General features: G+C 66.3%; 20 protein-coding genes. 8 read left to right on the forward strand and 12 right to left on the reverse strand.

Translation table 11 applies throughout. The features are described from left to right. The first annotated feature begins 37 nt into the window (after positions 1 to 37). Positions 38 to 1621, forward strand: coding sequence for a Na+/H+ antiporter (locus tag LH19_RS12065; RefSeq protein ID WP_054728229.1), 1584 nt, complete (start codon positions 38 to 40; stop codon positions 1619 to 1621). Positions 1622 to 1647: 26 nt separating this feature from the next. On the opposite strand, the gene LH19_RS12070 is transcribed toward LH19_RS12065, so the two are convergent. Both LH19_RS12070 and LH19_RS12075 read right to left on the reverse strand, forming a co-directional pair. After that, positions 1648 to 2979, reverse strand: a complete 1332-nt coding sequence (locus LH19_RS12070; RefSeq protein ID WP_201258431.1) for an amino acid deaminase — start codon at positions 2977 to 2979, stop codon at positions 1648 to 1650. Beyond that, positions 2949 to 3950, reverse strand: coding sequence for a dipeptidase (locus LH19_RS12075; RefSeq protein ID WP_054733439.1), 1002 nt, complete (start codon positions 3948 to 3950; stop codon positions 2949 to 2951). Before LH19_RS12075 ends, LH19_RS12070 begins: the two co-directional genes overlap by 31 nt. Before the next feature lie 163 nt (positions 3951 to 4113). Between LH19_RS12075 and LH19_RS12080 the strand changes: the two genes are divergently transcribed. The 4 genes from LH19_RS12080 to LH19_RS12095 all read left to right on the forward strand — a co-directional run bounded on the left by LH19_RS12080 (position 4114) and on the right by LH19_RS12095 (position 10298). Further along, positions 4114 to 5589 (forward strand): M81 family metallopeptidase, encoded by a 1476-nt coding sequence (locus tag LH19_RS12080; RefSeq protein ID WP_054728231.1) that lies wholly within the window; start codon positions 4114 to 4116, stop codon positions 5587 to 5589. Positions 5590 to 5899: 310 nt separating this feature from the next. After that, on the forward strand, positions 5900 to 7702 hold the full coding sequence (locus LH19_RS12085) for a CocE/NonD family hydrolase (protein ID WP_054728233.1): 1803 nt from the start codon (positions 5900 to 5902) through the stop codon (positions 7700 to 7702). Beyond that, on the forward strand, positions 7699 to 8199 hold the full coding sequence (locus LH19_RS12090) for an SRPBCC family protein (RefSeq protein WP_054728235.1): 501 nt from the start codon (positions 7699 to 7701) through the stop codon (positions 8197 to 8199). The genes LH19_RS12085 and LH19_RS12090 overlap by 4 nt, the downstream gene beginning before the upstream one ends. A 38-nt stretch (positions 8200 to 8237) precedes the next feature. Next, positions 8238 to 10298 (forward strand): prolyl oligopeptidase family serine peptidase, encoded by a 2061-nt coding sequence (locus LH19_RS12095; protein WP_054728238.1) that lies wholly within the window; start codon positions 8238 to 8240, stop codon positions 10296 to 10298. Between the two features lie 32 nt (positions 10299 to 10330). Here the strand turns inward: LH19_RS12095 and LH19_RS12100 are convergent, their stop codons facing one another. Continuing rightward, positions 10331 to 10963 carry a TetR/AcrR family transcriptional regulator gene (locus LH19_RS12100; RefSeq protein WP_158514406.1) on the reverse strand — a complete coding sequence of 211 codons (633 nt, stop codon included), beginning with the start codon at positions 10961 to 10963 and terminating at the stop codon, positions 10331 to 10333. A gap of 272 nt (positions 10964 to 11235) precedes the next feature. On the opposite strand from LH19_RS12100, the gene LH19_RS12105 reads away from it, so the two are divergent. The 3 genes from LH19_RS12105 (at position 11236) to LH19_RS12115 (ending at position 13728) form a co-directional block, all read left to right on the forward strand. Beyond that, positions 11236 to 12495: an FAD-dependent oxidoreductase gene (locus LH19_RS12105; RefSeq protein ID WP_054728242.1), complete on the forward strand. Its 1260-nt coding sequence runs from the start codon at positions 11236 to 11238 to the stop codon at positions 12493 to 12495. A gap of 141 nt (positions 12496 to 12636) precedes the next feature. Further along, positions 12637 to 13266 carry a helix-turn-helix domain-containing protein gene (locus LH19_RS12110; protein WP_257719801.1) on the forward strand — a complete coding sequence of 210 codons (630 nt, stop codon included), beginning with the start codon at positions 12637 to 12639 and terminating at the stop codon, positions 13264 to 13266. 108 nt (positions 13267 to 13374) lie between these two features. Beyond that, entirely contained in the window at positions 13375 to 13728 is a 354-nt protein-coding gene (locus tag LH19_RS12115) for a RidA family protein (RefSeq protein WP_054728244.1), read from the forward strand. Between the two features lie 36 nt (positions 13729 to 13764). Here LH19_RS12115 and LH19_RS12120 read toward each other — a convergent pair whose 3' ends face one another. Genes LH19_RS12120 through phhA form a run of 9 tightly spaced genes read right to left on the reverse strand, consistent with a single transcriptional unit; the run spans position 13765 to position 22143 of the window. Continuing rightward, on the reverse strand, positions 13765 to 14598 hold the full coding sequence (locus tag LH19_RS12120) for a transporter (RefSeq protein WP_234716160.1): 834 nt from the start codon (positions 14596 to 14598) through the stop codon (positions 13765 to 13767). A 46-nt stretch (positions 14599 to 14644) separates the two neighbouring features. Beyond that, positions 14645 to 15397, reverse strand: a complete 753-nt coding sequence (locus LH19_RS12125) for a maleate cis-trans isomerase family protein (RefSeq protein ID WP_269465202.1) — start codon at positions 15395 to 15397, stop codon at positions 14645 to 14647. Between the two features lie 11 nt (positions 15398 to 15408). Beyond that, positions 15409 to 16317: a fumarylacetoacetate hydrolase family protein gene (locus tag LH19_RS12130; protein ID WP_054728246.1), complete on the reverse strand. Its 909-nt coding sequence runs from the start codon at positions 16315 to 16317 to the stop codon at positions 15409 to 15411. A gap of 26 nt (positions 16318 to 16343) precedes the next feature. Next, positions 16344 to 17477: a cupin domain-containing protein gene (locus LH19_RS12135; protein ID WP_054728248.1), complete on the reverse strand. Its 1134-nt coding sequence runs from the start codon at positions 17475 to 17477 to the stop codon at positions 16344 to 16346. Next, positions 17474 to 18493: a carbon-nitrogen hydrolase family protein gene (locus LH19_RS12140; protein ID WP_054728250.1), complete on the reverse strand. Its 1020-nt coding sequence runs from the start codon at positions 18491 to 18493 to the stop codon at positions 17474 to 17476. Before LH19_RS12140 ends, LH19_RS12135 begins: the two co-directional genes overlap by 4 nt. Next, positions 18490 to 19731: a kynureninase gene (gene kynU / locus LH19_RS12145; RefSeq protein ID WP_054728252.1), complete on the reverse strand. Its 1242-nt coding sequence runs from the start codon at positions 19729 to 19731 to the stop codon at positions 18490 to 18492. Before kynU ends, LH19_RS12140 begins: the two co-directional genes overlap by 4 nt. Beyond that, positions 19728 to 20357 carry an arylformamidase gene (gene kynB, locus LH19_RS12150; protein WP_054728254.1) on the reverse strand — a complete coding sequence of 210 codons (630 nt, stop codon included), beginning with the start codon at positions 20355 to 20357 and terminating at the stop codon, positions 19728 to 19730. The genes kynU and kynB overlap by 4 nt, the downstream gene beginning before the upstream one ends. Beyond that, on the reverse strand, positions 20354 to 21259 hold the full coding sequence (locus LH19_RS12155) for a tryptophan 2,3-dioxygenase (protein ID WP_054728256.1): 906 nt from the start codon (positions 21257 to 21259) through the stop codon (positions 20354 to 20356). Before LH19_RS12155 ends, kynB begins: the two co-directional genes overlap by 4 nt. Beyond that, positions 21256 to 22143, reverse strand: coding sequence for a phenylalanine 4-monooxygenase (gene phhA, locus LH19_RS12160; protein WP_201258430.1), 888 nt, complete (start codon positions 22141 to 22143; stop codon positions 21256 to 21258). Before phhA ends, LH19_RS12155 begins: the two co-directional genes overlap by 4 nt. Positions 22144 to 22236 lie beyond the last annotated feature (93 nt).

Raw genomic sequence — 22236 nt, forward strand, 5'->3', positions numbered from 1 at the left:
CATTATCACGCGGCCTCGTGCCGGACCGGACCTGACCATGCACGCCGTCGAAGCCTTCGAGCTCGTTCTCGCCCTGCTGGCTTTGGTCATCGGGCTGCACTGGCTGGCGCTCAAGCTGCGCTGGCCGCCCGCAACCGCCCTCCTCGTCGGCGGCGGCGCGCTTGCCTTCATTCCCGGGCTGCCCGCAATCACCCTCGATCCCGAACTCGCGCTCGTGCTTTTCCTGCCGCCGCTGCTGATGGACGGCGCCTATTATACCGCGCTCGGCCGCTTCCGCCGCCACTTGCCGGGCATCCTGTCGCTCGCGGTCGGCGCGGTGGTCTTCACGACGCTGGTCGTCGGCGTGGTCGCCCACATGATCCTGCCTTCGCTGCCCTGGGCCGCCTGCTTCGCGCTCGGCGCGATCGTCTCGCCGCCCGACGCGGTGTCGGCGCGCGCGGTGCTGAAGGGCGTCCACCTGCCCCGCCGGCTGGAAGCGCTGCTGGAGGGCGAAAGCCTGCTCAACGACGCGACCGGCCTGATCCTCTTCCGCTTCGCCGTCGCGGCGACGCTCAGCGGCGTGTTCCACACCGGCGAGGCGCTCCAGAGCTTCGCCTTCGTCGCGATCGGCGGTGTCGCGGTCGGCGCCGTCGTCGCCAAGGGCTGGGTTTTCCTCGCCAAACGGCTGAACGACCGCATGCTGGTCATGCTGAGCACCATCTTGCTGTGCTGGGCCGCCTATCTGGCGGGCGAGGCCGTCCATGTGTCGGGCGTGATCGCAACCGTCACCGCGGGGCTCGCGATGGGGTGGTACCAGCATGAAATCCTGTCGGCCGAAATCCGGCTGCGCGCCAATTCGGCGTGGTTCATCCTCGTTTTCGTGCTCGAAGCACTGGTCTTCATCCTGATCGGCTTTTCGCTGCGCGCCGCGATCGAGCGCATCGGCGGGATCACGGCGATCCCGCTGGCGTGGGTCAGCATGATGGTTGCGGTCGTGCTGGCAGTGACGGTGGCGCGTTTCGTCTGGATCTTCGCATCGGAGGCGGTGCTGGAGACCGCACGCAAATTCGGGATCGAGCGCGCACGGCCGCTCGGCTGGCGGCAGGCGACGGTGCTGAGCTGGGCCGGGATGCGCGGCGTGGTGACGCTGGCCGTGCCGCTGACACTGCCGACCGAAATGCCCGGCCGCGACCTGATGCTGGTCTGCGCCTTCGCGGTCATTTTCGTGACCGTCGTGGTACAGGGATCGAGCCTCGGGCTGCTCATCCGCAAGGTCGCGCCGGTCGATGCCGACCCACCCGCGCAGATGGCGCTGCCCGCCGCCGAAGGCGCGATGGCGCACGCCCGGTCCGAAGTCGTCGAGCGGCTCGCCTATGACGAAGACGGCACGCTGATCCACCCGATGATGCTCGAGGAACATCGCAAGCGCATGCGCTTCATGGAGCGCTATACCGCCGAGCCGGCGGCGGCGATGGACGGGCTGCGTTCGCATTTCGACGTGCTGCTGCAGGCGATCGCCGCGAGCCGCGCCGAACTGATCCGCATCCACCGCGCCGGGCTGATCGAGGACGAAGTGCTCCACGAACTCGAACGCGACCTCGATATCGAGGAAATGGCGATGATCTTCCAGCGCGGCGACTAGAAGCGAGGCGACCGGAAGCCCGGGGACTAGAAGAAGGTGCGGATCGCGTCGATGACGCGGTAATCATCGTCGACGACCATCATCACCGGCCAGCGGTCGAAGGTCGTGCACGGATGCGCGATGCCGAAACAGATCCGGTCGCCGACGGCAAGCGGGCTGTCGTCGGACAGCGCGACATAGGCGTGCTGGTCGTTCAACTTCAGCACCTGGTGCCCCGCCAGCGCCGCCGGCGCGGCCATGCCGTCGCGGTGCCATTTCAGCGGCGTCGGCAGATGGACGTCGAACGAGGCGTCGCGCTTGCCCATCGTCACGATCGCCAGTCCCCGTTCGGGCAGCGACTGGACATAGGCCCAGACCTCGATCGCCGGGCGCAAGCCCTCGCCGAGTTCGCCGACCGCGGGCATACGCTGCGCGATCGCCTTCGCATATTCGCTGAACCAGCTCGAATCATGGGTGATGTAACAGCCGCTGCGCAGCACGAGGATCGTCTCGCGCGCCATGCCCAGCCGCCGGGCGAGCAAGGGCGGCAGATCGTAATATTGCGATCCGCCCGCCGACACGATGACCGGCCCGTCGGCGAACAGCCCCTCGGCATCGCAGCCGACCGCGACCGCGGCCATATCGCCCAGCATTTTCTCGATCCGCGCGAGCGTTTCGGCGGGTTCGGCGGCTTCGAGTACCCCCTCGAACCCCTCGACGCCGCGCAGCGCGAGATGGGGCGCCGCCGCATGGACGGCGCGCGCGATCTCGATCGCCTGTTCGACGCTGCGCGCGCCGGTGCGCCCGCCCGCCTGCCCGATCTCGACGAGCAGCTGGATCGGGCGCGGACAGCCGCTTTTCGCCGCAGCGTCGCGCAGCATGTCGACGGTCGCCACCGAATCGACGAGGCAATAGAAATCGAAATCGGGATCGCGTGTCAGTTCGGACAGGACGAAGCGGATGCCGGCAGGATCGACAAGCTGGTTGGCGAGCAGGATGCGCTGCACGCCGAAGCGGCGATAGACATGGAGGTGCGACACCGTCGCCGCGGTCATCCCCCACGCGCCCGCTTCGAGCTGCCGGTCGAACAATTGCGGGCTCATGCTGGTCTTGCCGTGCGGGCACAACAGCATGCCGGTCAGCCCGGTAAAGCGCCGCATCCAGTCGACATTATGTTCGATCGCCGATTGCCGCAGCACCGCCGCGGGCAAGGGCGTGTCGCCCGCCAGCAAGTGCCAGCCCTGTCCGCCGATATCGCGGAGCGGCAGCGCCGTGCCCGCCGGAATGCCCTTCGTGCAATCGTCGACAAGGCTGTCCCATATGTCCTGCAGCGCCAGCATGGCCGCGATCAGCCCGAAAAGCCGAACGCCGGGCGCCACACCTGCTTCGCGACGCGCATCAGATTGCCGCCGAGGATGGCGCGGATGTCGTCGTCGGCATAGCCGAGCTTGCCGAGCCCGCCGACAATCTCCTCCATCGCCTCGGGCGGCACCATTTCGAGCGTCGGCCCATAGCCGAGTTCGGGCGGGAAGATCGCCGGATTGGCCAGGAATTCCTCGAGCTCGGCGGCATCGAATACATAATCGAGCCCCAGCCCGACATGCTCGATCCCGACGACGCCGACGATATGGTCGAGGTGGCCGATCAGCGCATCGACCAGATCGATGCCGCCCTTGCCGAGGAACAGCCCGATGCCGTTGAGCCCGACGACGCCGCCCGTCGCGGCGCAGGCCTTCAGCACATGGTCGCGAACGTTGCGCGGATGATCGTGGATCGCGCGCGCGTTGCTGTGCGAGAAGATCACCGGCCGCGAACTATAGTCCATGACCTCGAGCGCGGTCCGCTCGCCGGTGTGCGAGCAGCAGGCGACCATCCCGACGCGCGCCATCTCGTCGAGGATGGTGCGGCCGAACGCGGTCAGCCCCTGATCCTCGTCCTGGCAGCCACCGCCGACCGGATTGTTGCGGTTATAGGCGATCAGCATCCAGCGGACGCCAAGGTCGTAATAGAGCTGGACGAGGCTCGGCTGGTCGGCGATCGCGTTCATACCCTCGATGTCGAACAGCACCGCCAGCTTGCCCTCGCGCCGCGCCCGTTCGATATCCTCGACCGACGTCGCGAGCATATAATCGTCGCCGTTCAGCGCCAGCCAGCGGCGGAACTGCGCGACCATCCGGACATGTTCCTCGACGCCCTGATCGCCGAAGCCGATGTTGATCGTCACCGCATTGACGCCGCCCGCCCGGTAACGGGCAAGCTGCGGCAGGAAGCTCTCGTCGAGCGGGCGCAGCGGCATGCAGCCGTGATTGTCCCACACCAGACTGTCGTCGAGCAGCGCCCGCGGCGTCATCAGATTCACGCTTTCCTCCCGTTCCCGGCCGTGGCTTCGCTAAAGCCCATTGACCCGACGATACACAAGTGTTTGGATATGAGTCGACAAAAAAAAGCTGTCGCTCCCGAAAATCACGGCGCGCGCCGGACAGGGGCTCACGATGCCCGGAAAGAGGAAATGCATGAACATATTCGTTGCCGGCATGATGATGGAAACCAACGCTTTTTCGGCCATCCCCTGCACCCGCGATTCCTTCGTCAACCCGATGTATTACCGGCCCGAACGCACGGGGCCCGACCCCGAACCCGCGGCTTACGATCAGTTCGGCTATCGCACCTTCCTGCGGCTGGCCCGCGAGCGCGGCTATCGCGCCCATGCCTCGCTCCACGCCTTCGCCGAACCTGCGGCGCCGTGCCGGCAGGAGGATTATGAAGGCCTCCGCGACGAAATCCTCACCGACCTCCGGGCCGCGATGCCGGTCGATATGGTGCTGCTGATGCTGCACGGCGCGCAGATGGCGCACGGTTATGACGATTGCGAAGGCGACATCATCGAAAAGGTCCGCGAAATCGTCGGGCCCGACGTGTTCATCGGCGTCGAGCTCGACCTGCACGGCAATGTGACGGCGCGCATGGCCGAGGCATCGAACGCGCTCGTCGCCTGCCTCCTCTACCCGCACACCGATTTCGACGAGCGCGGCGAGCAGCTTTTCGACCTCGGCGAGCGCTTCGTGCGCGGCGAGATCCGCACCCGCAACCATATTCAGCGCGTGCCGATGCTCGGTCTCTTCTACACGACGCTGCCGCAGATGGAGGCAGTTAACGCTGCCGTGCTCGCCGCCGAGCGGCAGGAGGGCATCCATTCTGTGTCGCTGATGCACGGCTTCCCGTGGGCCGACCATCCCGAAGTCGGCGCCGCCGTGGTCGTCGTCGCCGAGCCCGGACAGGCCGACGCACCCGGCCTCGCGTGCGACCTCGGCCGCCGCTTCTTCGCGGCGCGCGAGGAAACGCGCAGCCTGCGCAAGCCGATCGACACGATCCTCGACGAGATCGCGGCGTCGTCCGCCGCGGGTCCGTTTGTCATCGCCGATGTCGCGGACAACGCCGGCGGCGGCGCGGGCGCCGATTCGACCTTCATCCTCCGGCGGCTGATCGAGCGCGGTGTCGAGGACGCCGCGCTGGCGATGATCTGGGATCCGATCGCGGTCGATTTTGCGCATCAGGCGGGCATCGGCAACCGGCTCAACCTGCGCCTCGGCGGCAAGACCGGACCCTTCGCGGGGCTACCCGTCGATGGCGAAGCCACCGTGATCGCGCTCGCCGACGACATCGAACAGGAAGACCCGGCGGGCGGCCTGATGTTCGGTATCGGCCGTGCGGCGCTACTGCGGATCGGCGGCGTTGAGGTGGTCATCAACAGCGTGCGCCAGCAGGTTTACGATCCCGTCTGCCTGACCGCCCTCGGCGTCGACCTCTCGGCGGCGCGGATTATCGTCGTCAAATCGACCCAGCATTTCTACGAACGCTTCGCCCCGCTCGCCGCCAAAATCTATTACTGCGAGACGCCCGGCTCGCTGACACTCGATTTCGATCCCGCGCGATACAAAAGGCTGCAGCGACCGATCTGGCCGATCGACGCCGATGCGGCGCCGGCTTGATCGCTGGCAAGGTCGACAGTACACCTGACACCGAACTTTCCTTCATCGTCACCCCGGACTTGATCCGGGGTCCACGACTTCGGCGCTGCAATGGATTCCGGATCAAGTCCGGGATGACGAAGAGAGTCAAATTCCCATTCCGTTGCCCGCCCATGGTCACCGCCCTCTCCTGCATATAACCTTCTTCCAGACACATCCACGCTTGACAGTACAGTATTGTATGTTTCTATATCGCTATCAGATTTTCCGTTGAGGATTCGTTTCCCTGCAGGAAGACAAATCGGCGACATTTAAGCCGGAAGGGACAGGAATGAGCGACGAGAAAGTCACGACCGACGCCACCGAGGCCCCGCGCGATTCGATGACGTTGCTCAGCCGCGCGGGCGGCAGCGACATGCCCGCGATCGAAATGATGCCCGACCCCGACCTCAGACTGATGCTGCCGATGCGCGACGGGGTGCGGCTCGATACCTATGTCTGGCGCCCCGCCGGCGATGCGCCGGCGCCGGTGATCCTGTGGCGGACACCCTACCGCGAGGAAGTGCTCGGCTGGGCGCGGCTGCGCCAGCTCCGCTACCGCGACCATGGCTATATCGTCGTCAACCAGCTGATCCGCGGCACCGGCGAGTCCGAGGGCGAGTTCCGCTTCAGCTCGCCATACGAGCGCACCGACGGCTATGACACGATCGAATGGCTCGCCGCGCAGCCGTGGTGCGACGGCAATGTCGGGATGGACGGCGGCTCTTACGTCGGCCTCACCCAGCTCCTTGCCGCCGCGACGCGGCCGCCGCACCTCAAATGCATCATCCCGCAGGTGCCCGCGGTCAATTATTTCCGCGAACTCCCCTATTTCGGCGGCGCCTTCACGCGGCAGCACACGATCAACTGGCTGAACCTGATCTCGATCGGCTCGCTCGCCGAACTCAGCGGCGGCTTCGTCTCGACGCTGCCCGTCCTCGCGCAGCCCGACTGGTTCCGCCGCCTGACGATGCGCCCGGCGATCGACGCCGCCGACGACGTGCTGAAGGGCGACAAGCTCGCGCATTACCGTGAGGCGCTCGAACATCCGACCTTCGACGACTGGTGGCAGGAGCGGTCCCTCGGCGCCGAGGACTATGCGGCGATGGACCTGCCGGCGCTGTTCATCACCGGCAATTTCGACCCCAGCCTCGGCGCGATGGGCGCCTGGCATGGCCTCGCCGCCAACGCGCCCGACCGCGACGACCGCCAGTTGTTGCTCGGCCCGTGGGACCATGGCCAGGTCTATACCGGCGGCGGCGACCGCTATGGCCCGCATGAATTCGACGCCGCGGCCGCGGCCGATCCCTTCCCGATCCGCCTCGCCTTCTACGACAAGCATCTCAAAGGCGAGGGCGACGGCCCCAACCTCGGCGGCAAGGCGAAAATCTTTATCACCGGGCGCAATCGCTACGAAGTCTTCGACGCCTTCCCGCCGCGCGAAGTGCGCAGCCTGTCCTTCTTCCTCGCCAGCGACAGCGCCGCAAACGGCGAATATGGCGGCGGCACGCTCGTCGGCGATGCGGATGCGATCAAGGGCGATCCCGACCGCATGCGCGCCGACCCGGCGATGCCCTTCGCCGCACCGCTCACCGAAGCGCTCGGCCGGATCAGCAGCCTCGACGAGCATGTCCGCCATATCGACACGCTGCTCTTCCGCACCGAACCGCTTGCCCGGCCGCTCGCGATCCTCGGCGAAACCGAAGTCGTGCTGCACGTCGCGACCGACACGCCCGATGCCGATATCGTCGCGCATCTCGCCGAAATCCGGCCCGACGGATCGGTGGTCGAACTCGCCTATCACGCCCTGCGCCTCCGCTACCGTGAAGGCTTCGACCGCGAGGTGCCGATGGTTCCCGGCGAGGCGGTCGAGGTGCGGCTGAAACTCACCCTCTCGGCGCACGAACTCGCTGCCGGGCATCGCCTTGCGCTGCTGCTGCGCCCCGACTTCTTCCCCTTCATGGACCCCAATCCGAACACCGGCGAACCGATCGCCACCGCGACGCACATGCAGACCGCGACGATCACCGTCTTCCACGACGCAGCGCGGCCGTCGCGGCTCGAACTCCCCGTCCTCGAAAGCAGCCGCCCATGACCGAACAGAATATCCACGTGACGATCGTCAACCATGCCGCGGTCGACATCGCCGCGCCGCCCGCCGCGGTGTGGCAGACGATCCTCGACGAATATATCGAGGCGAAGAAGTTCCGCGAGATCGGCTACGCGATCGAGCCGCTCGACGATCCCGCCGCGTGCCTCGGCGGCTATCATATGCGCCTCGAACAGGACGGCGCCGTCGTCGACGAACGCCTCTGCCATGTCACCGAACGCGACGAGGCGGCGCACCGGCTCAGCATGTTCGCCGATTATCTCGCGGGCGGCATGATCGTCTATGCCACCTATCATGCCGAGGCGGCCCCCGGCGGCACCCGCTACCGTCTCGATTGCCACTCGACGCTCGGTATATCGCAGCCTGCGGGCGCCGGGCGCGCCGAAGTCGCGGCCGCGGTGGCGGAAATGACCGCGCAATTCGACGCCGCGCTGACCGGCTATCTCGAAAGCATCAAGGCGAAACTCGAACCACAGGGCTGAACCGCCCCCTGCCCCCTCGCCCAACCGGGAGACACTATATGACCACCCCACCCCGCCGCCCGGTCACCAAGACGATCGGCAGCGTCACCTTCGACGACCCCTATGACTGGCTCCAGCACGACAGCGACGAAGCGCTGGCGTGGCAGTGGGAACAGGATGCAATTGCCGAACGTGAAGCGCGCGCCTGGCCGCATTTCGAGGCGCTGAAGGAACAGATCCGCGCCAACGACGCCGGCAATTTCATGGTCTCGCGGACGCCGCCGCGTCTCCGCGGCGATCGCTGGTTCTGGATCGCGCCGCCCCCCGGCGGCGGCGGGCGCGTCGTCTGGACCTCGACCAGCCTCGCCGACCCGGGGCAGCCGGTCTTCGCCCTCGCCGATCATGTCGCGCCCGAAGACGCGGCGAGCGCGGCGGTATTGTGGTGGGAGCCGTCACCCGACGGCGCCCGCGTCGCGGCGATCGTCTGCATCGGCGGCGACATGATGGGCGAATGGCATGTCTTCGATACCGCGACCGGCCAGGCGGTGCGCGCGCCGCTGCCGGCGATCGGTTACAGCGGCGCGATCCCGGGCTGGCTCGCCGACGGCAGCGGCTTCTATCTCCACGGCCGCGACACGCAAGGGCGCCACCGCATCGGCTTTGTCGCGCTCGACGAGGGCGTCGCCGACCGGCCCGAGGTCGTGTTCGGCGATGCCGAGGTGCCAGCCAACATGTCGGGCCTCAGTTGCAACGTCTCGCCGGGCGAACGCTGGGTGATCGCGGATTCGGGCCCGCACGAACGCACCGCCTATGTCGTCGGCGATACGCGCACGGGCGAATGGCGCCCCTTCATTCCCGACGGCTATGACGGCGAACTGACCGGCGGCTGGCTCGACGCCGACACCTATGTCGCGCGCGCGCACGGCGACGACACGCCGCGCGGCCGCATCGTCGCCATTCCGGTGGCGACCTCGCAGGACCGCAGCACGTGGCGCGAGATCGCGCCGCAAAGCGCGGCGGTGATCCGCGCCGTCGGCACGATCCGCGGCAAGATCGTCGTCGCCGAACTGCTGCACGTCTCGCTGCGCCTTCGCGTCATCGATCCCGTCGACGGCAGCGAACAGCTCGTGCCGCTCGAAGAGGCGGGCGCGAGCTGGATCAGCGCCTTCCACCGTTTCGACCGCACCGACGCGCTGACCTTCGACTATGCGAGCTTCACCAAGACCGCCGGCATCTATCATTACGACCTGGACAGCGGCGAAGTGAGCACCGTCGTCGCGCCCGAGGTCGAACTGGAGGGGATCAAGGTCAGCCAGCATTTCGCGCGCGGCAAGGACGGCGTCCATATCCCCTATTATCTGGTCCACCGCGACGATCTGGACTTCAGCGCGCCGCGCCCGGCGCTGATCACCGCCTATGGCGGCTTCAATTCGGCCTTCGTCCCGGCCTTCCTCGCCCATTTCACGCCCTTCGTCCGCGCCGGCGGCGTGCTGATCCACGCCAACATCCGCGGCGGCGGCGAATATGGCAAGATCTGGCACGACAGCGGCCGGCTCGCGTGCAAATGGAACAGCTATCTCGACCTCTTCGCCATCATCGAGGAAGCGATCGCCAACGGTGTCACCGCGACCGACCGGCTGGCGATGACCGGCGCGAGCAACGGCGGCCTGCTCGCGGGGGTCGCGATCGTCCATCGCCCCGACCTGTTCCGCGTCGTCGTCCCCGACGTGCCGACCTTCGACGAGATGGAGCCGCTTCCCGACGACGCCGAATCGGCGCCGATCCGCGCGATCTTCTGGCAGGATTATGGCGATCCGCAGGATCCCGTGATGTCGAAGATCCTCTATTCCTATTCGCCCTATCACAATGTCCGCGATGGCGTCGCCTATCCCGCGGTGTTCCAGGTCTTCGGCGAAAAGGATGCCGGTTGCCGCCCCTTCCACGGCCGCAAGTTCACCGCGCGGATGCTCGAAGCATCGACGTCGGGCCACCGGACGCTGCTGCGCGTGTGGAAGGATACCGGCCACGCCTCATTCGACGCCGACACCTCAGTGACCCAGCGCGCCGAATGGCTTGGCTTCGTGATGGCCGAACTGGGGATGGCGCCGGTCTCGTCGTGACCGGCGCTATGGGCCGGGCTGCGGCGCGGTCCTCAGGCGGCCTTCGGCTTCGCCTTCGCCCGCGGCTTCGGCTTGTCGAGCGTGCGGAGCGCATCCTCGAGGTCGGCGGGCGCCGGCAGGCCGGTCACCGCGGTGCAATAATAGGGTGCCAGCTTGATCCGCTCTTCCAGCGTCTCGCGGATCGCGAGGGCATAATAGCCGATCTGGTGGAAATACATCACGCGGGCGCGGACGAACGCCTCGGTCCCCTTGATCCCGTTGTGCTCGAGGAAGAGCTGGAACAGTCCGATCCACGCGTCGTCGATGTCGTGAACCACCTTGGTCACGTCGCGCGACTTGCGCGCCCAGACGCGGATCGCGATGTCGAACGCCGGGAAATTCGGGTCCTCGCCCAGCCAGACCTTGAACAGCTCGATCAGCCCCGTCGCCCCTTCGGCGGCGCGCTGTTCGATCGCGGCGATTTCGCGGCGATTATTATCCTTCCAGTCCTCCAGCAGCGCGTCGAGCAATTCCTGCCGATGCTTGAAATGCCAATAGAAGCTGCCGCGCGTCACCTTCATCCGGCGCGCCAGCACATCCACCTTCACATCGTCGACGCCCGACGCGATCAGCGCCTTGCGCGCGACCGCGATCCAGTCCCCGCGGGTCAAACGACCGTTCGCCACTGCACCTGCTCCTCTGTTCATCGCGCTTCCATCGCATGGAAGTCGGTTCGCCCATGCGCCGCTGTATCGATCAATTGCCCGTTTAGGAACGGCCAGTTTTACCGGCCGGCGATAATGACGAAGGCGAAATTGGCTTCGCCGGACCATATTTTTCCGTCCCGACCATACATTTCTGTATTGTCGATTTTTGGCGCAACCGCTAAGCCGATAGGGCCCGGCGCGAGGTCGGCGAAGACGCCGCGACTCGCGCTGGCGGCAAGGGAAAGAATGCGGTGGCCGACAATCTGATCATCGGATGCGGAGTCGTCGGGCTGACCACGGCGCTCGAACTGCTTGGGCGCGGCGAACGCGTCACGCTGGTCGATTCGGCCGCGCAGGAGGGGCTCGGCACCAGCTTCGCCAACGGCGGCTTGCTCACCCCCTCGATGTCCGATCCCTGGAACGCACCGGGCGTCCACCGCCACCTGCTCGAATATCTCGTCAGTTCGTCGGCGGCGCTCAAGATCCGCCTCGGCGCCCTGCCCTCGCTCCTTCGCTGGGGCCCGCAATTCCTGCTCAACTCGCGCGCCGCGCCGCACCGCAAGGCAACGCTCGCCAACCTCGAACTCGCAACCTATTCGCTCGCGGCGATGAAGGAACTGCGCGAGCGCTTCGGCTTCGCCTTCGATGCATCGGACGGCGGCGCGCTCAAATTCTTCCGGACCGAAGCGGCCTTCGACGCGGCGCTCGCCATCGCCGATCTCGTCCGCGAACATGGCATCGAAGCCCGGCCGCTCGACGGCAAGGGCGCGGTCGAGGTCGAACCCTGCCTTGCGCCGGTGGGCGGCGAGATTGCCGGCGCGATCCACTATCCCGGCGACGCGTCTGGCGATGCCTATCTTTTCTGCCGCGAGGCTGCACGAACGATCGCCGAGCTTGGCGGCATCTTTCGCTACGGCCAGACCGTCGAGGCGGTCGAGGTCCGCGGCGGCGGCGTCGCAGGGGTGCGGGTGGCAGGTGAGACGATCGCGGCCGAACGCGTCGTCGTCGCGGCCGGGGTCGCCAGCCCGGCGCTCGCCGCGAAGCTCGGGCTCGATCTCGCGGTCAAGCCTGTCAAAGGCTATTCGATGACCTACACGCCCGACCCTGCGGGGCCGATGCCGCGCCTGCCGGTCATCGACGACGGCTATCACACCGCCATCACCCCGCTCGGCACCCGGCTGCGCGTCGCCGGAACTGCCGAGTTCGCGGGCCACGACCTGCGGCTCGATCCGAAGCGGATCGGCAATCTGGGGCAGCTTTTCAAGGCGACCTATCCGGCGATCGCGGGCGAGGCGGTGCTCGCGACCGGCCGGCCGTGGACAGGCCTGCGCCCGGTCGCCGCCGATGGCCGTCCCTATATCGGGCCTGGCCGGGTCGCGGGGTCGTGGGTCAACGCCGGTCACGGCCATCTCGGCTGGACGCTTGCCGCGGGATCGGCGCGCCTGCTTGCCGACCTGATGACGGGCGCGCGTCCCGAACTCGACCCGTCGCCCTACGCGCCTTGCCGCTGATTTTTTCGTGCCGCGGCACCGATCGACCGTGCAGGCGATCCGATCGGAAACCCGAAAAGAACAGGAAATCTAGGGCGAAGCACTTCAATTTATCCTGATTAGGATATAAGTATCGGACCGAAACAGAAGGAGCGAATATCGGTGGCAGGTGGTCGAAAGACTTTGGGTGCGGTGATGGCGGGCCTTCGCACGCGCAACGGCTGGACGCTCAAGGAAATGAGCCAGCACAGCGGCATCCCCATGTCGACCCTGTCGAAGGTCGAGCATGACCGGCTGTCGCTCACTTACGACAAGCTGCAACAGGTCAGCGAGCGGCTCAACATCAGCATGGCCGACCTGTTCGCCGAAGAACCCGCGGCGGCGACCGTCCTCGGACGGCGCAGCGTCGGCACGCTCGAAACGGCGGTCCGCGTCGAAACGCCCAATTATGAATATAATTATGTCTGCACCGAGCTCCGGAACAAGCGCATGGTACCCGTCATCACGCGCATCCGTGCCAAGACGATCGAGGAATTCGGCGAACTCGTCCGCCATTCGGGCGAGGAATTCATCTATGTCGTCGAGGGACGGCTGATCGTGCACACCGAATTTTACGATCCGATCGAGCTGAACCCCGGCGAGTCCATCTATATCGATTCGGGCATGGGCCATGCCTATGTCTGCGATGCGAAATCGGGCGAAACGCTGACCATCGGCGTCATGTCGAGCGCCGACGAGGATCTGTCGGCGCTCGTCCCCAGCGCCAGCCACCGTCCGGGCAAAGCCGCTTAGGGAGCCCCCGAACTGCCATAACCCCGCCCCGCAAGGGCTGAAGATCGACGACGGTCGCGCCCGCGGCCTTCGCACCAACACGTCCCGACCAAATCAAGGAGCAAGATCATGACCAATATTTCCGCCCTGCCGCTGTCGATGGTTCGCCAGGCCGGCGACCTCGTCTTCATTTCGGGCCAGCTCTCGCTCGCCGACGGCAAGGTCTTCGGCGACGACATCGTCACCCAGACCGGGCGCGCGCTCGACGGGCTCGAAGGCCATCTCGCCAGCCTCGGCCTTGACCTGACCGACGTGGTCAAGACGACGATCTGGATCACGTCAAAGGAGAATTTCGCGGGCTTCAACGCGACCTACGCCGCGCGTTTCAGCGCCCCCTACCCCGCGCGGTCGACGGTGGTCAGCGATCTCGTACTCGACGGCGCGCTCGTCGAGATCGAAGCGGTCGCGCAGCTTCGCCGCTGACCCGGCGCGGTCGGAGGGGGCGGAAAGCCGCCCCCTTCAGAACCGCCGCGCGATGCCGAAATAGACCTCGGCGTCGGGGCTGTCGCGGTTGAGGCCGAGGTTCACCCCGACGTCGAACTGCGTGTCGCCGCCGGCCTGCCAGCCCATCGACAGGCCCGCCAGCGCCTGCGTGTTGTGGCCGCCTGGATCGCGGTCGCGGTACAGCGATATTTCGGCGGCCGCCGAGAGGCTGTCGCTCAGGCCGAAACCGAAGCCGACGACGCTGCCATAACCCAGATGCCGTCCGTCGCCATCGCCGTCGACCGCCGCATCGACCTGCGGCGTGACGCCAAGCGACAGGGAATCCGACAGGTCGAAGCTCATCGGCACCAGCAATCCGCCGCCCCAGTCGCCGGCGCCGATCGCGCTGCCGCCCGCCGGCAGGCTGGCATAGGGCATCACCGCGACCGAAAAGCCCGATCCGTCGGGATTGCGCAGATTCTGCCGCAGCGCGAGTGTGACGTCGCCGATCCCCGACGCCTTGCCGACCGTCCCTGCGGCGCGGTCGCGGGTCCGGACATGGCCATAGGCGGTCCAGCCAAGCTGCGCCTCGAGGCTGTCGGTCAGGCCGATGCGAACCAGCGCATCGCCGACTTGCATTGTGTCGGTTCGTACCGGCCCCTGCCGGTCGCGTGTCCAGTCGCCCAGCCCCAGTTCGAATATCACGTCGCCGCGGTCGACGGTGCAGGCCGGCGTGCCGAGCCCCGGGCGATCGGAGCAAAGCTCGCGCTGCTCCTCGGCGGCGGCGGGGCTTGCGATCAGGGCGATCGGCAGCAGCAAGGCCGGCGCGAACGGCAAGGCTGATCGGGTCCCGGCGGCAATCGTCATCATCGCCCCATTCCCCACATCCCGATACTTTGCAAGCGGTTGACCCGCTTCAATAGCGTCCCGACAGCAGCGCCCCGGCGCCGGGCACTTCGGTGTGCAAGCCCAGCCGCGTCAGCATCTGGTGCGCGGTACAGATCGCCGCCGAAATCACCGGTTTGCCGATCGCATCCTCGATCTTCTGCACCGACGGCAGCGACGGCATCTGGACGCACGCCGACAGGACGAGCGCATCAATGCCGCCGAGGTCGAGCCGTTTGTAATGGTCGAGCAGGTTCGCCGGGTCCTGCGCCGCGACCTCCAGATTGTCCGGAATTTCGAGGGCCAGCCAGTCGCTTACCTCGACGCCCTCGGTCTCGATATAGGATACGACCATCTGCGTCAGCGGCTTCATATAGGGCGCGACGAGCGCGATGCGCTTTGCCTCCAGCACCTTCAGCCCCTCGACCAGCGCGCCGGCGCTGGTGACGACGGGCGCGGCATGGCCGTTCTCGACCGTCCGCTGGTGCAACCGCGCCTCCGACACGCGATGATAGCCCTCGCCCATGCTCATGATCGCGACGAGGCAGGCATAGCCGAGCACGTCGACCGCGGCGTCGGACAGTTCGAGCGCGCAGCGGTCGGAATCGGCGTCCATCGCCGCCAGTTCCTCCTTCGTCACCTTCTTCATCCGCATCCGCGACGAGTGAAAGGTGAAGCGTTCGGGTGCGATCCCCTCGCGCGCGCGGAGCAGCGCCGGAATCTCGGTTTCCATCGTGACATTCGAGCTCGGGACGATCTGCCCGATCCGGATCGGTCTTGCCATGATTCCGCCCCTCAGACCGCGACGATCGGGTTGCGCAGCGTGCCGATGCCCTCGACGGTGCATTCGACGACGTCGCCCGGCCACATGAACTCCTGCGGATCGCGGCCCGCGCCGACCCCCGCCGGGGTCCCGGTCGCGATGATGTCGCCCGGCTCCAGCGTCATCACGCTCGAAATATCGGCGATGAGCTGGTCCACATTGAACAGCATGAAGCGCGTGTTGCTGTTCTGCTTCTCGACCCCGTTGACGCGGGTCGACAGATTGAGGTTATGCGGGTCGCCGATCTCGTCCGCCGTGACGATGCACGGCCCCATCGGCGCGAAGCTGTCCTGTCCCTTCGACACGATCCACTGCCCGGCGCGGCGGCAATCGCGCGCGCTGACGTCGTTGATCACCGTGTAACCGAACACATGGTTCAGCGCGTCGGCCTCGGCAACATGACGCGCGGTGCTGCCGATGACCACCGCCAGCTCGGTTTCCCAGTCGAGCTGCTGCGTCACCCTCGCATTATGGCGGATCGGATCATTCCATGCGACGACCGCGGTCGGCGGTTTGGAGAAGATCACCGGCTGCTTCGGAAGTTCGTTCGACGTGTCGAGACTGCGTGCTGATTCAGCGACATGCTCGGTATAGTTGAGACCGATACCGAAGATATTCTTGCGCGGCCGCGGGATCGGCGCGAGCAAGGCGACATTGCCCTCGGGCAGCGAGGTGCCGACCAGATCGGCGCTCGTCGCCCCGGCGACCGCTTCCTTGAGGAAGCGCAGCCCGATCGGCCCCAGATCGATGAAATCGAGCATCGTCGAGGGCAGGTCCTGCCCGATCGCGTCGCCGAAATATTCGACGTCGATCACCAGCCCGTCGTGAAGCAGCCCGAGCCGCGGTTCGGTTTCAACGGTGCGATAGGTTACGAAGCGCATGAAGATGTCCTGTCTGTCTGGAAAAATCAGGCCGGCTGGCGGCCGCCATGGTCGGGATAGGGCTCCTCGATGCGGACGCCGAGCGCCTCCATCACCGGGAAGTCGTTGAACGAGAAGAGAAAGGCCGGTTCGGACGGGTCGAGATTGACATGCTCGTGCCACATCCATGCGGGCACACAGAAAATGTCGTGCGTCTCCCAGTCGAACCGCTCGCCGCCGATAATCGAATAGCCGCGCCCGCCCGCGACATTATAGACGACATTGCCCGTGTGACGGTGCGCCTGCCCGCGAAACCCGCCGGGCAGCATCTGCATATGCGCACCCATCGTCTGAAGCGCCCAGCCGCCGGTCAGCGGGTTCGCATAGCGCATCATATGCCCGTCGAACGGCGATCCCTCGGACACCGCGGCCAGGTTCCAGAGCGCATCGCGCACCGTCTCCCAGCGATAGACCATCACCGGCGAATAAGGCTTGTCCCACGCGCCGACGCCCTCGGGCCGCAGCCCCGCGCCGCCATAGCTCAGCGGCAGGTCGTTCGAGGGAAAAGCGGGGGTCTGGCGGGGTTGGTCGTGGACGGCATAGAAGTTCGTTTCCATGCAGTTCATCAGCGGGATATCGAGCCCGTCCTGCCAGATCGACACGTCGCCGTCGGCGGCGATGCCATGGTCGTGCCAGCAACCGTTCGGGGTCAACACATAATCATTGGCGCCCAGCGTGATATGATGCCCGTCGACGACGGTATAGGCGCCGCGCCCTTCCATGATGAAGCGGTGCGCCGACGCCGTATGCTTGTGCGCAGGGGTGATTTCGCCGGGTTTCATCGCCTGCATGCCGCTGAACAGCCAGCCGCACACCGCGACATTCTCGCGCCCCGCGTCGCTGTCGTTGAGCAGCGTGACGACGCGCCGCCCCGCTTCCTCGGGCCGCACCAGGTCGATCGCGCGCAGGCACAGCGCACGCATGTCGGCATAACGCCACAGCGTCGGGCGATAGCGCGTCTCGGGCTCCCACGGCTCGATCGCATTGGCGCGCTTCCAGAATGCGCCTGCATTCTGGCCCGCAAGCTCCTGATAAAAGGCTTCGAGTTCGGGCGTGTCGGTGACCCGCGAGCGTCCCAGCACAGTGTCGCGCGGGTCGATCACGGCAGGGTTATCGGTCATGACGGCTTCTCCTCGCTGGCGTCGTCCCCGGCGGGCGGCGCGTCCGCAAACGTCGCCGGCGCGCGCGGCGTCCGGTCAACGGTCAGGTTGAAGATGTCGAAGCGGTTATAGCCGCCGATGATGTCGTGCATCTGCTTCGGTCCGACGCAGGCGCCGAGGTCGATGTCGGCATAGACGATGCCCTCGTCGTCGATCAGCGCTTCGCCGACCAGATTGCCGTGCGGGTCAATCACCCCCGACCAGGCGCTACTCCGCCGTTCGAGCAAGGCGCGGTTTGCGGGGCGCTCGGCGCTCATCGCGGCGATGATCTCCTCGCTCACCGTCGAACAGGCGACGATGGTGAAGACCTTGCCCTCGAAACTGTGCGCGGTCGCGCGGATGCGGATCGCCTCGGCCATATTGTACGACGCGGGCGCGACGGGCAGCGCGATATAATTGGCGACATGGACGAGTTCGCCCTGCGACAGCAGCGCAAAGCGCGCCAGCGTGTTGGTATTCTCCCCGCACGCCAGCGTGCCGAGCGGCCCGACCGGCGTGTCGTAAACGCGGATCGAGGCACCGTCGCCGCCCGCCCAGGTCAGCTTTTCGGCCCAGGTCGGCACCAGCTTGCGATGACGGCCGAGCAGGCTGCCGTCGGCGCCGATGATCAAATTGGTGTTATAGAGGGTGCCGACGCTGACCGGATCGCGCTCGTTGATCCCGATCACCACCGTACAGCCATGGTCGCGCGCCGCCGCGCACAGCGCCGCGACCTCGGGCCCGTCGACGCGGACCGACGCGCGATAGAGGCGCTCGAACCACGCCGATCCCTCGATCGGCGTCATCAGCCAGTTCCAATAAGGATAAGCGGCGACGAACACCTCGGGAAAGGCCACCAATTGCGCACCATTGCCCGCCGCTTTGGCGATCAGCGCGCACGCCTTGTCGACCGTCGCCGTAGCATCGAGGAACACCGGCGCGGCCTGCACCGCCGCGACGCGCGATCTGGGCAGGAAGGGGGCCGACACGTCGCTCATGTCACCGCCGCCCGCTCATGATATTGCGGCTTGTCCCACGCCCGCGTTGCGCAAACCCGTTCGAGCCGCGCCACCGCCTCGACGACATCGCCATAACCGAGATAGAGCGGCGTCAGCCCGAAGCGCAAAATGTCGGGCGCGCGGAAATCGGCAATCACGTCAAATTCCTTGAGCGCCTGGACGATCTGATAGCCTTGCGGGTGCGCATAGGCGACTTGGCTGCCGCGTGCCGCATGCTCCGCGACGCTTGCCAGCGTAAAGCCATAGGCGTCGCACAAGGGCGCCATCCGCTCGATGAACAGATCGCCGAGCGCCAGCGACTTGCGGCGCAGCTCGGCCATATCGGCTTCGAGCAGCAGGTCGACCCCGACCTCGAGCGCCGCGAGTCCGAGCACCGGCGGCGTCCCGCACTGGAAACGCTCGATCCCGGCGGCCGGATCATAATCCTCCTCGAAGGCGAAGGGCCGCGCGTGGCCAAACCAGCCCGACAACACCGGCGTCGCCGCATGGTGCCGCGCCGCCGCGAAGAGATAGGCCGGCGCGCCGGGCCCGCCGTTCAGATATTTATAGCCGCAGCCGATCGCGAAATCGGCATTCGCGCCATTGAGATCAACTGGAATCGCCCCCGCGCTATGGCTCAAATCCCAGACGACGAGCGCGCCGACCTCGTGCGCGCGGCGGGTAATCGCCGCCATGTCGCGGACGCGGCCTGACTTGTAATGGACCTGCGTCAGCAGGAGCACCGCGACGTCCTCGCTCAGCGCATCGACGACGGCGTCGGGCGCGACCGTCATCGCCTTCACCCGCCCGCCCGAAAACGCCTCGATGCCCTGCATCATATAGACGTCGGTGGGGAAATTGGTCGCTTCCGACAGGATCACCGACCGTTCGTGCCGTAATGAAAGAGCGGCCGTCAGTGCCTTGAAAATATTCACCGAAGTTGAATCGCTCGCGACAATCTCGCCGGGATTCGCGCCGAGCAGCCGGGCGATCTTGTCGCCGATCCGCCGCGGCGCGGTCGACCATGAGGCGCCAAGCCACGAGGTGATCAGCCCCTCGCCCCATTCGTCGGCGACAACCCGCGCCAGCCGTTCGCCCGTCGCTTTCGGCAGTGCGCCGAGCGAATTGCCGTCGAGGTAGATCAGCCCGTCGCGCAGGTGGAAGCGCTCGCGAAAGTGCGCGAGCGGGTCGGCGGCGTCGCGTGCCGCGACATCGTTGGCGAACATCGTGTCGGTCATGCAAGCTCCCTCAAAATCGCGCGCACCGGGCTCGCGTCGGCGCCGACGATGCGCAGCGGCAGCGCGATCAGTTCGTACCGCCCCGACGGTACGTCATCGAGCACCAGCCCTTCCAATATCCGCATGTCGGCCGCCTTCACCGCCTGATGCGCATCGAGCGTCTTCGACTGTTCGGGGTCGAGCGAGGCGGCATCGGTGCCGATCAGCCGTACCCCCATGCCGCCGAGCCGCGCGATCACCTCCGCGGCGATTGCGGTAAAGTCGCTGTCCCACACATGGTGCGGAAACGTCTCGTATGTCCTGAGCAGCACCCGCTCGGCGCCCGCGACCGCATCCCAGTCGATATCGCCGACCTCGACCCGCCCCTGCGCATGACGGACATCGATCAGCACGCACGGCCCGATATAGGGATCGAGATCGCTATCAGCCGACGAGACGCCGTCATTGGCGTAATGCAGCGGTGCATCGCCATGCGTCCCCGCGTGGAGCGGCGTCGACATGCCGCCGACATTGACCGGACAGCCATCGCCGATCACTGCATGGCTATGGAGCGCGAAAGCAGGCTCGCCAGGCCACACCGGCACCCCGGCATGGAGCGGCTGCGAAATGTCCCAGATCCGGCTCATGCGCCTGCTCCGCCGCTATAATCGCCGCCTTCGCGCGGTGCCGCCATCAGCGTGCGCATCGACCAGAGTTCGGGGAAGAAGCTGAGGCTCAGCGCCTTGACCAGATAATTGACCCCCGACGAGCCGCCCGTCCCCGGCTTGTGACCGATGACGCGCGACACCGTCTTCATGTGTTTGAAGCGCCACTCCTGAAAATAATATTCGAGCGCGGTGATCTTCTCGGCGAGCATATAGAGGTCCCAGTGATGCTCGGGGTCGGTGTAGATCGCGAGCCACGCCTGCTCGACCGCTTCGGACGGCGCATAAGGCTTGGTCCAGTCGCGCTCGAGGTGATCGGCGGGAATGGCGAAGCCGCGCCGCGCGAGCAGCTTCAGCAACTCGTCGTAAAGCGACGGCGCCTCATAGGCCGCGCGCAGCCGCTGCGTGGCTTCAACATCATCCTTGTGGACGATCATCATGTCGCCGCGCTTGTTGCCGAGCAAATATTCGAGCTCGCGATATTGCTGCGACTGGAACCCCGACGCGCGGCGCAGAAAGCCGCGGAAAGTCAGGAAGTCATGCGGCGTCAGCGTCGCGAGCACCTCCCAGCTATGGATCATGTGGCGCTGGATCGTCGCGATGCGGTCGAGCCCCTTGCCCGCGATCTCCAGCCGGTCGCCCCGGATCGCCTCGACGACCAGCCGCGCCTCGTGCAGCACCAGCTTGATCCACAGCTCCATCGTCTGGTGCATGATGATGAACAGCATCTCGTCGGGCTTGTCCGACACCGGCACCTGCGCCGAGAGAAGCTGTTGCGTCTGGAGATGACGCGCATAGGTGAGGCCATTGTCCCACTGGATCGTCTCGCCGTCGATTTCGGTTTCGAAGACGGTGGTGCCGTCGTCCTTGCTCTGCCGGATCATGGGCGCGCGCCTCCGTTCATGAAGGCCGGCCCCGGGCGGACCGGCTGCAGGGGGCCATCATAGGCGCGGTCGCCGGGGAAAGCATCTTCCGGTTCGAGCGGAACATCATCCGCGATCCTGCTGTAAATGGAAGAAAAATCGGTTTCCTCGGTGGCGGCGAGCAGCGCCTCGAAACCCTCGACGACGAAATAGATGCGCTGAAATTCGTCGAAATGATATTTGGTCCGCATCACCCGCTCGATATCGAGCCAGATGCGGCACGGTTCGGGCGAGGTCAGCGCCGCGACGGTCTCGGCATAGCTCGACAGCAAGCCGCCGCCGAAGGCGCGGAGTTCGCCATCCTCGACCACCAGCCCGAATTCGGTCGTATAGAGCCACAGCCGCCCGAGAAAATCCGACGCGCCGAGCTTTTCGGCGCGCAGCCCCGCCTGCCCATAGGCGACCAGAAATTCCGAAAAGGCCGGGTTGGTCAGCATCGGGACATGGCCGAAAATGTCGTGAAACATATCGGGCTCTTCGCTGTAGCCGATCTGCTCGGGCGGGCGCAGGAAGTTGGCGGCCGGAAATCGCTTGTTCGCGAGATGATCGAAAAAGGGCTCGTTGGGGATCCAGCCGGGGACCGCGACGATTTCCCAGCCGGTCGCCGGTTTCAGATGGCGGTTGAGCGCGGCAAAATCGGGAACCCCGGCGGGCACCGCGCGCAAGATGTCGAGCCCGCGCAGAAAATCCGCGCAGGCATAGCCGGGCAGCGCCGCCGACTGCTGCTCGAACAGCGTCCGCCACGTCGCATGCTGCGCGGCGGTGAACGCCGTCCAGTCCTGCGGCATCGTCCAGTCCGCGGCGACCCCTTCCGGCGGTGCATCGAAAATATGTGTCGCAGCCAAGCGCGCTCTCCCAAAGCTGACGGGGAGGATAGGCTGGCGCGCCGCAAACATTGTCCGCAATTTGCGGCTGGCAGCCGCTCGAAATCATCAATC

Origin of the sequence: Sphingopyxis macrogoltabida (genome assembly GCF_001314325.1) — a bacterium.
GTDB lineage: Bacteria > Pseudomonadota > Alphaproteobacteria > Sphingomonadales > Sphingomonadaceae > Sphingopyxis > Sphingopyxis macrogoltabida.

Excerpts from the sequence above, each read along its gene's own strand:
- LH19_RS12115 (WP_054728244.1), top strand. The coding sequence starts at position 13,375 with ATGACCAATATTTCCGCCCTGCCGCTGTCGATGGTTCGCCAGGCCGGC.
- LH19_RS12075 (WP_054733439.1), bottom strand. The coding sequence starts at position 3,950 with ATGACGCCGCGGGCGCTGCTCGACGACAGTCTGGTGTGGGACAATCAC.
- LH19_RS12080 (WP_054728231.1), top strand. The coding sequence starts at position 4,114 with ATGAACATATTCGTTGCCGGCATGATGATGGAAACCAACGCTTTTTCG.
- LH19_RS12095 (WP_054728238.1), top strand. The coding sequence starts at position 8,238 with ATGACCACCCCACCCCGCCGCCCGGTCACCAAGACGATCGGCAGCGTC.
- LH19_RS12135 (WP_054728248.1), bottom strand. The coding sequence starts at position 17,477 with ATGACCGATAACCCTGCCGTGATCGACCCGCGCGACACTGTGCTGGGA.
- LH19_RS12155 (WP_054728256.1), bottom strand. The coding sequence starts at position 21,259 with ATGATCCGGCAGAGCAAGGACGACGGCACCACCGTCTTCGAAACCGAA.
- LH19_RS12120 (WP_234716160.1), bottom strand. The coding sequence starts at position 14,598 with ATGATGACGATTGCCGCCGGGACCCGATCAGCCTTGCCGTTCGCGCCG.
- kynU (WP_054728252.1), bottom strand. The coding sequence starts at position 19,731 with ATGACCGACACGATGTTCGCCAACGATGTCGCGGCACGCGACGCCGCC.
- LH19_RS12085 (WP_054728233.1), top strand. The coding sequence starts at position 5,900 with ATGAGCGACGAGAAAGTCACGACCGACGCCACCGAGGCCCCGCGCGAT.
- kynB (WP_054728254.1), bottom strand. The coding sequence starts at position 20,357 with ATGAGCCGGATCTGGGACATTTCGCAGCCGCTCCATGCCGGGGTGCCG.
- LH19_RS12130 (WP_054728246.1), bottom strand. The coding sequence starts at position 16,317 with ATGCGCTTCGTAACCTATCGCACCGTTGAAACCGAACCGCGGCTCGGG.
- LH19_RS12065 (WP_054728229.1), top strand. The coding sequence starts at position 38 with ATGCACGCCGTCGAAGCCTTCGAGCTCGTTCTCGCCCTGCTGGCTTTG.
- LH19_RS12140 (WP_054728250.1), bottom strand. The coding sequence starts at position 18,493 with ATGAGCGACGTGTCGGCCCCCTTCCTGCCCAGATCGCGCGTCGCGGCG.
- LH19_RS12090 (WP_054728235.1), top strand. The coding sequence starts at position 7,699 with ATGACCGAACAGAATATCCACGTGACGATCGTCAACCATGCCGCGGTC.
- LH19_RS12125 (WP_269465202.1), bottom strand. The coding sequence starts at position 15,397 with ATGGCAAGACCGATCCGGATCGGGCAGATCGTCCCGAGCTCGAATGTC.